This is a genomic window from Phenylobacterium sp., from assembly GCF_030654915.1.
Taxonomy (GTDB): domain Bacteria; phylum Pseudomonadota; class Alphaproteobacteria; order Caulobacterales; family Caulobacteraceae; genus Phenylobacterium.
This window is the reverse complement of sequence record NZ_JAURWM010000257.1, coordinates 1-7,759: the sequence shown is the minus strand read 5'-3', so window position 1 is coordinate 7,759 and position 7,759 is coordinate 1. Positions and strand designations below refer to the sequence as shown.

The window sequence follows — 7,759 nt, the reverse complement described above, 5'->3', positions numbered from 1 at the left end:
ACGGCGTTGGCGCTGGTGCAGCAGACGTCGGTCTCAGCCTTCACGTCCGCGGTGGTGTTCACATAGGTGACGACCGGCACGCCCGGATAGCGCTGCTTGATCAGGCGCACGTCGGCGCCGGTGATCGAGGAGGCGAGGCTGCAGCCGGCGAGCAGGTCGGGGATCAGCACGATCTTGTCCGGCGACAGGATCTTCGAGGTTTCGGCCATGAAGTGCACGCCGGCCTGGACGATGATCTTGGCGTCCGACTTGGCGGCTTCCTTGGCCAGGCCCAGGCTGTCGCCCACATAGTCGCCGACGCCGTGGAAGATTTCCGGCGTCATGTAGTTGTGGGCGAGGATGACGGCGTCTTTTTCGCGCTTCAGCCGATTGATCTCGGCGATCAGCGGAGCTTGGAGGCGCCACTCCATCGGGGTGACGTGATGCTTGACCTTTTCCCACATGGGAAGGGTGGCGGCTTCAACAGCGGGCGTGAACGCAAGTTGCGAACCGTCGGCCATGGTGTCCTCCTTATGCTCAATCTGAGCATTTCTTCGGCCTCAAAAAACGCCGCGGGTGTCTGCAGCGCCCGTCGGCGTCATGATTATGCTCAAAAGGAGCAAAACCGATAGACGATGATATAGACCCCCGTTCGGTCGGGGACAAGCCCACTTTATCTTGAAGGCAGGTCAGGCCGCCTGGGTCTCGGGATCGATCGAGCGGGCGATGGTGTGGGCCAGAAGCTCGGCCGAGTAGGGCTTTCGCAGCAAGGGCCAGGGGGCGTCGACCGCGGTCGAAAGCGTCTCGCCGGTATAGCCGGACGAAAGGATGATCGGCAGTCCGGGGCGAATGTCCGACGCCGCGCGGGCCAAGTCCACGCCTGAGCGTTCGCCAGGCATCACCAGGTCGGTCAGCATCAGATCGATCGGACCCTGGCGTTTGAGGAGCTCCAGGGCGCGATTGACGCCGTCGGCGCGGGTCACGTGGTGGCCAAGCTCCTCCAGCATGGCCGCGACCATGATCGCCACCTCGGCGTCGTCCTCGACCAGCAGCACCTCGAGAGGGCGAGCCTGGGCCGTGATCTGTTCGGCGGGCGCCTCGGCGATGTCGGCGGGGCTTGCGACGCGGGGCAGATAGAGGCTGACCGCCGCGCCCTGGCCGGACGCCGTCTCGATCACCACCCCGCCGCCGCTCTGTCTTGCGAAGCCGTAGACCTGGGACAAACCAAGCCCGGTGCCCTTGCCGACATCCTTGGTCGTGAAGAACGGCTCGAACACGCGGGCCAGGACGTCGGGCGCCATGCCCATTCCATCGTCGCGGACCACCACCTGGACGTAGTCGCCAGCTGGGATGTCCTGCACCTGTCCCTCACTGAGACTGCAGATGCTGGTTTCCAACCGTACCGACCCGCCCTGGCGAACGGCGTCGCGGGCGTTGACCACCAGGTTCATGATCGCGGCGTCGAACTGGCCCGGATCGACCATGGCGACGGCGCCCGGTGCGCCTGGGATGAGATTCAGGATCACCGCCTCGCCCGCCGCGCGCCGCAGCAGCGGCTCGCTCTCCTTCATCAGGTCGTCGATGCGGACAGCCTCGGGCTTCAGCGCCTGTCGCCGGGAGAAGGCGAGCAGTTGATGGGTCAGGCGTTCGCCGCGCCGTGCCGCGCCCAGAGCCGCCTCGATCATCTTGTCGCGCCGCTCGGCGTCGTCCGGCCGGCGCTGGATTAGGTCGAGCGCGCCGATCACCACGGTGAGCAGATTGTTGAAGTCGTGCGCCACCCCGCCCGTAAGCTGGCCGACGGCCTCCAGTTTCTGGGCGTGGTGCAGCCGCGCCTGGGCCTCGTCGCGTTCGGCCAGGGCCGCCTGGACCCGCTCAGCCAGCAGGTCGTTGATCCGCATCAGATCAAGTTCGGCCTGCTTGGCGTCGCTGATATCGATGCCGATACCAACAAAGCCCGCGAACTCGCCATTGGGGCCGGACCGGGTCTGGGACACTGACCTGATCCAGCGCCAGGCGCCGTCCGCTCGCCGATAGCGCGCCTCGAGCGTGAAGAGCGCGCGCGAGGCTTCGCCTGCGACCTGTTCCTTCAGGACGCGTTCCAAGTCGTCTTCCTTGATGCGGTGACGCCACTCGAAGGACAGCGCCTCGTCGTAGGACACCCCCAGAAAGTCGACATAGGCCTGGTTGACGAACTCGCGGCGGCCGTCGGCTCTCGAGACCCAGAGCAGCACCGGGGCGCTGTCGGCCAGGGCGCGGAAGCGCGCATCGCTCTCGCGGACCTTTTCAAAGGCCAGCCTGCGTTCGGTGATGTCGATGTTGACGCCGGTGGCCCGCACAATGCGGCCAGTCCCGTTCTGCAGCATTTCACCCCGCGACAGCAGCCAGCGGATCTCTCCGTCCGGCCGCACGACCCGATACTCGGTCGGGGCCATCTTGCCGGTCCTGATGGCCGATATGTTGCTCTGTCGCACCCACTCTTGGTCGTCGGGATGGATGCACTCCAGGAGAGTGCGGATGTTCGAATCCCCGCCGGGTTTGAGGCCGAGGTTGCGGTAGAGCGTCGGCGACCAGTAGCCCTCGCCGGTGAGTACGTCCCAGTCCCACAGGCCGACCTCGCCGGCGTCCTGGGCCAGTTGCAGTCGCGCCTCGCTACGGTCGAGGGCCGCTTGGGCCTCGTCCAGCCGCAGCACGATCTCCCGCAGCCGACTGGCCACCACCACCGTCACCGCGCCCGAGATCGCATAGAGGACGATGTCGGCCTGCTCGGCGAACTGCTGGGGCATCGCCTCGCGGGAGCCGAGCCCGATCGCCAGCGCGGTCAGCAGCGTCACCCATCCCCAGCGCTGACCGGCGAACAAGGTGGCGACGATGAAGGCCGGGAAATAGGTCGGCGAGAGGCTGAACGCGTTCTCCCAACCAACGAACATTCCGCATATGCCGACGGCCGCGGTCATCGCGCAGATGCTGATGGCCAACGCCACCGGGAACGGCGGCGAGCGCCTGGGGATGAAACGTAAGGGCAGGGCGACGGGGCTCATTTGCACCGGACGCTCCTCAAACTCCGGCGCTGATGAGCCGGTCGGTTGAGCATGCTGGCGCTGGCGGCTGTAGGCAACACTCGATATCGAAAGGTTTGTTCCCTATTTTCGCCCGGTTGCGGTCTCAACTTGGCCGGCTCGGAAATGACGTAAGACCTTGCGCCTGAACCTTTCGCAGATCTTTTCGCAACGCGGTTTGATCCTGGCCCTGGCGGTGACCTGCGGGGGCGCGGTGATCCTGCTGGCCTGCGCGAATCCCAACTACAAGGCCCAGGAGGCTGGCAAGTCGAGCGGCGTGGCGGCGGTGGCCGGCACCTTGTCGAACAAGGGACTCGCGCGCCTGACCGCCGATATGGACCCAGCCATGCTGTCGCTGGCCAAGCGGCACGACCCGGTTCGGCAGGCCGATCCCTGGGGGCGGCCGATAGGCTGGTCCAGCCTCGACATCACCCAGATCCCGGACCTTGGCCTGGGGACGACCTCGGTGGAGACCGCCGAGGAGATCAACGCCATGCGGTCCTTCTCCAAGCTCCCGATCCGGCCCATGCGCCCGTTCGTGCTCGCCGCCGATGGCTCGGATCGCACCCGAGCTCTCAAGTGTCTGGCCCAGGCGGTCTATTATGAGAGCGCCCGCGAGCCAAAACTCGGCCAGGAGGCGGTGGCCCAGGTGGTGCTGAACCGCGTGCGGCATCCAGCCTATCCAAAGTCGATCTGCGGGGTGGTTTACCAGGGCGCGGCGCGGACGACCGGCTGCCAGTTCAGCTTCACCTGCGACGGCGCGCTGCGCTACGCACCCGAGTCCGGTCTGTGGGCCCAGGCCCAGCAGGTCGCCCGCAACGCGCTGGCTGGGCATGTGAACAAGGCGGTGGGTTCGGCGACCCACTATCACGCCAACTACGTCGCCCCGTACTGGGCGCCGACCCTGGTGAAGATGAAGCAGGTCGGCCTGCACATCTTCTATCGGTGGACCGGCCCGTGGGGGGAGCCGCCGGCCTTTACCGGCCGCTACGCCGGTGGCGAGGCCTATCTGTCGCCCGCCATCCTCGGCGGGCTGGACGCCCGCACCAACGGCCTGCTCGATCCCGAGGCGCAGGGGATTGGCGGCAACCGGAAACTGACCTTGGCGGTGGCGGGTGAGGTGCGGACCTACACCGTCGCCGACGCCTCGGCGCACGGCGGCGAGAAGACCCGGGTGCTGGGCACTCTCTACGCGCCTCGCCGCAAGCCGACAGCCGACGAGGTCCAGGAGATCAACAGGTCGCTGGCCGCCATGGACGGTCCCGCGGCGCCCGCCCCGAGCGCGGCGCCCGCGGCTTCGGCGTCGGACGGCGGCGGGCCGGCCGCGCCCTAGAGATCAGCCGTTGAACGCCTCGGGGTAGGCGACCAGCAGGGCCTCATCCAGAGCGCCGTCTTCCAGCGCCAGGGCCATCAAGGCCGGACTGCCGGAATAGGGACACTTCACCTTGGCCGTCGCGTCGTTGCTGAACCCAAACTTCGGATAATATTCCGGGTGGCCCAGGACGATCACCGCGTGGACACCGAACTCCCTGGCGGTTTCCAGCGAAGCCGTGGTCAGGCGCTTGCCCACGCCGCCGCGTTGACGATCGGGGCGCACGGCCAGTGGGGCTAGGGCGGCGTATAGATTGATGCTGTCGGCCCACAGGCGGCTGTAGAGGATATGGCCGACGATCTCGCCGCCGTCCTCCTCCACCAGTTCGAACATCGCGTCGCCGGCGGCTCGCAGCCGCTCGACGAGATCGGCCTCGTCGGACTGACCGAAGGCGGCGAGGACGACGGCGCGGATGGCCTCGTGGTCGGCGGGGGCGGCATGACGGATCATGCCAGCACTCTAGGCGAGCCATACGTCAGGCGAAAACCGATTCAGACTGCAATCTTAGTCGCGGCGTGCGCGCGCCATCCACGCAACCAAGGCGAGCGTGGCGCGTTTCGGCATCGGCCGATAGCGCCGGGGTAGGGAGAACATCCACATGTCGATCACGAACAAGCGCGAGCTTAGCCTGCTGACCCACGACGAAGCCGAGGTGGTGAAAGTCTCGCACTATCCGGCGCTTCTCGAACTCGATCGCGCTGGCGTGGCTGACGCCCGGCGGCGGCTGCGCACCCTGCGCGACACCGAACGGACCTTCGCCCGGCAGAAGGCGCGCGAAGTGCGCGGCAAGGCCGACGCGCGGGGCGGAAGTTTCCCGGGGACGGCCGAGCGCCCGTTGGAGCGTAAGCAAGTTTTCTCCAGCGCGATGAAGCGGCTCAACAAGCAAGCCTCAAGGCTGGACGCCGCCGATGCGCGCGCCGCTCACACCGGCTCGGCACGCCGGGCCCTGGCCATGCGCAAGGCGGCCCCCGCGCCGCATCACCCGGCCGCCGGCAAGACCGCTAGCGGCGGAATGAATGCGGCGACCAATAAGAAGGGTGCGACGTCCGTGCCGCCGGCCAAGGTGGGCAGCGTCTCCCAGGCCAACAAAAACGCTCAGGCCAAGCGCGACAAGCGCTAACGGGCCGACCCCACTTGTGTCGGCTATCCATAGGCGCGGCGTTTGCCATCTAGCTGCGCAGCCCTGCGTCTATGGATCACCGGGACAAGTGCCCGGTGGTGGATTTTGTGGGCCTAGTCCCCAGCCACCCACGACACGTCCGCGCCTAGCGCATTGAGGTTCTCGACGAACTTCGGGTGCGCGCGCTGAATGGGCGAGGCGTTGAGGATCGTGCTTTCGCCTTCGATGCTGGCCGCCAGCATGAACAGGGCGATGGCGACGCGGATGATGTAGGGGCTGTCCACCGTGGCCGGGGTCAGCGGCTTGCCGCCAAAGGTGATCAGGCGGTGCGGATCGCACAGCATGGCGTGGGCCCCGAACTTGCCCAGTTCGGAGGACCAGCCCAGCGCGCCGTCATAGACCTTGTTCCAGAACATCACCTGGCCTTCGGCGCGAACGCCTAGAGCCACGAAGATCGGCAGCAGGTCGGCCGGGACATAGGGCCACGGCGCGGCCTCGACCTTGGTCAGGATGTTGGAGGTGAAGGGCTCGCGCACCTTCATCGGGCCATCGACCCTGGCGCGGCTCCAGCCGTTCTCGTGGGTCACCTCGACGCCGAACTTGGCGAAGGTGCGGTCCAGCAGCGGAAATTGCTCGACCGAGCCGTTGCGGACGGAGATTTCCCCCCCGGTGATCGCGCCCATGGCCAGGAAGGTCGCGACCTCGTGGAAGTCGTCGGCGAAGGTGAACTCGACCCCGCCCAGGCTATCGACGCCGTCGACGGTGATGCGCGATCCGCCGACGCCTTCGAGGCGCGCGCCCATCAGGGTCAGGAACTCGCAGAACTCCTGGACGTGCGGCTCGCAGGCCGCGTTGGTCAGGCGCGACTGGCCCTTGGCGGTCGCCGCGCACAGCACGAAGTTCTCGGTGGTGGTCACCGAGGCGTAGTCCAGCCAGTGGCTGACGGCGGTGAAGCCCTTGCCGCTGGTGATGACGGTCGCCGACGGCTCGCTGGTGACGACGGCGCCGAAGGCGCGGAACACGTCGATGTGCGGGTCGATCTCGCGCGAGCCGAGCGTGCAGCCGGTGACGTCTTCTTCCAGGCTGGCGTGGCCGAACCGGTGGAGCAGGGCCGGGATCAGCATGATCGAGGAGCGCATGCCCAGCGGCAGATGCGCGGCCTTGGGATCAAGGCCGGTCCCGTGGTGGACGCGCAAGGTCCCGGTGTCGAAATCCATCTCCACCGAGCTGCCCAGATTGCGGAAGAATTCCAGCAGCTTGCGGACATCGGTGATGTCCGGGACGCGGTGCAGGGTGATCGGCTCGTCGCTTAGCAGCGTGGCGCAAAGCACCGGCAGCACGGCGTTCTTGTTGGCGGAGGGCGTAATCTCGCCCCGTAAGGCGCGTCCGCCTCGCACGATCAGGTTCGTCATGGCGGCGCTGCGCCCCGTTTCTTTGGGAGGGTGGTTGGGCTGTCAGGTGGTCCGCCCGGGGAACGCCCCGGGCGCGGCTAGCGCAAGTCTGGGGTCACCAGGCGCCGATTTTCTCGGCTTCATGGTGGCTGATCGGGTTGTGGGCTTTCTCGTGGTCTTCCTCGGCCAGCAGGCGTGCGGCCTCAAGCGCGGCCATGCAGCCCATACCCGCGGCGGTCACCGCTTGGCGATAGACGTCGTAGGTGACGTCGCCCGCGGCGAACACCCCCTTGATCGCGGTGGAGGCGCTGCCCGCCTTGACCTTCAGATAGCCGGCGGCGTCGGCCTCAAGCTGCCCGCGGAAAAGTTCCGAGGCTGGGGCGTGGCCGATGGCGATGAACACGCCGTCGGCGGGGATCTCGCGGATCTCGCCGGTTTCGATGTGCTTCAGCTTCACGCCGGTGACGCCCATCGGATCGGTGTCGCCGACCACTTCATCGATGGCGTTGTTCCAGATCACCTCGATCTTGGGGTGGGCGAACAGGCGTTCCTGCAGGATCTTCTCGGCGCGGAACTCGTCGCGCCGATGCACGACCGTCACCTTGGAGGCGAAGCTGGTGAGGAACAGGGCCTCCTCGACCGCGGTAGGGCCGCCGCCGACCACCACGACCTCCTTGCCGCGATAGAAGAAGCCGTCGCAGGTGGCGCAGGCCGAGACGCCGAAGCCCTGGAACTTTGCCTCGGAGGGAAGGCCGAGCCACTTCGCCTGCGCGCCGGTGGCGATGATGAGGGCGTCGCAGGTGTAGGTCTCGCCGGAATCCGCCTCCAGATGAAACGGCCG

General features: G+C 67.1%; 7 protein-coding genes. 2 read left to right on the top strand and 5 right to left on the bottom strand.

From position 1 onward, the window contains the following. Window positions 1–500, bottom strand: a 500-nt coding sequence (gene nadA, locus Q7T84_RS13360) for a quinolinate synthase NadA (protein WP_304809700.1), incomplete at its 3' end; no start/stop codon positions are given. 168 nt (window positions 501–668) lie between these two features. Next, window positions 669–3,017 carry a PAS domain-containing sensor histidine kinase gene (locus Q7T84_RS13355; protein ID WP_304809698.1) on the bottom strand — a complete coding sequence of 783 codons (2,349 nt, stop codon included), beginning with the start codon at window positions 3,015–3,017 and terminating at the stop codon, window positions 669–671. 157 nt (window positions 3,018–3,174) lie between these two features. Between Q7T84_RS13355 and Q7T84_RS13350 the strand changes: the two genes are divergently transcribed. After that, window positions 3,175–4,368, top strand: a complete 1,194-nt coding sequence (locus Q7T84_RS13350; protein ID WP_304809696.1) for a cell wall hydrolase — start codon at window positions 3,175–3,177, stop codon at window positions 4,366–4,368. Window positions 4,369–4,371: 3 nt separating this feature from the next. Here Q7T84_RS13350 and Q7T84_RS13345 read toward each other — a convergent pair whose 3' ends face one another. Then, complete coding sequence (locus Q7T84_RS13345; RefSeq protein WP_304809693.1) at window positions 4,372–4,857, bottom strand: GNAT family N-acetyltransferase; 486 nt, start codon at window positions 4,855–4,857, stop codon at window positions 4,372–4,374. A 148-nt stretch (window positions 4,858–5,005) separates the two neighbouring features. Here Q7T84_RS13345 and Q7T84_RS13340 point away from each other — a divergent pair, with 148 nt between their 5' ends. Continuing rightward, on the top strand, window positions 5,006–5,527 hold the full coding sequence (locus tag Q7T84_RS13340) for a hypothetical protein (RefSeq protein WP_304809691.1): 522 nt from the start codon (window positions 5,006–5,008) through the stop codon (window positions 5,525–5,527). A gap of 113 nt (window positions 5,528–5,640) precedes the next feature. On the opposite strand, the gene Q7T84_RS13335 is transcribed toward Q7T84_RS13340, so the two are convergent. After that, complete coding sequence (locus Q7T84_RS13335; protein ID WP_304809689.1) at window positions 5,641–6,939, bottom strand: UDP-N-acetylglucosamine 1-carboxyvinyltransferase; 1,299 nt, start codon at window positions 6,937–6,939, stop codon at window positions 5,641–5,643. 94 nt (window positions 6,940–7,033) lie between these two features. After that, window positions 7,034–7,759, bottom strand: a 726-nt coding sequence (locus Q7T84_RS13330; protein ID WP_304809687.1) for an FAD-dependent oxidoreductase, incomplete at its 5' end; no start/stop codon positions are given.

What these genes read in the sequence shown, in the direction of transcription:
- Q7T84_RS13355 (WP_304809698.1), bottom strand. Translation starts at nt 3,017, where the DNA reads ATGAGCCCCGTCGCCCTGCCCTTACGTTTCATCCCCAGGCGCTCGCCG.
- Q7T84_RS13345 (WP_304809693.1), bottom strand. Translation starts at nt 4,857, where the DNA reads ATGATCCGTCATGCCGCCCCCGCCGACCACGAGGCCATCCGCGCCGTC.
- Q7T84_RS13340 (WP_304809691.1), top strand. Translation starts at nt 5,006, where the DNA reads ATGTCGATCACGAACAAGCGCGAGCTTAGCCTGCTGACCCACGACGAA.
- Q7T84_RS13335 (WP_304809689.1), bottom strand. Translation starts at nt 6,939, where the DNA reads ATGACGAACCTGATCGTGCGAGGCGGACGCGCCTTACGGGGCGAGATT.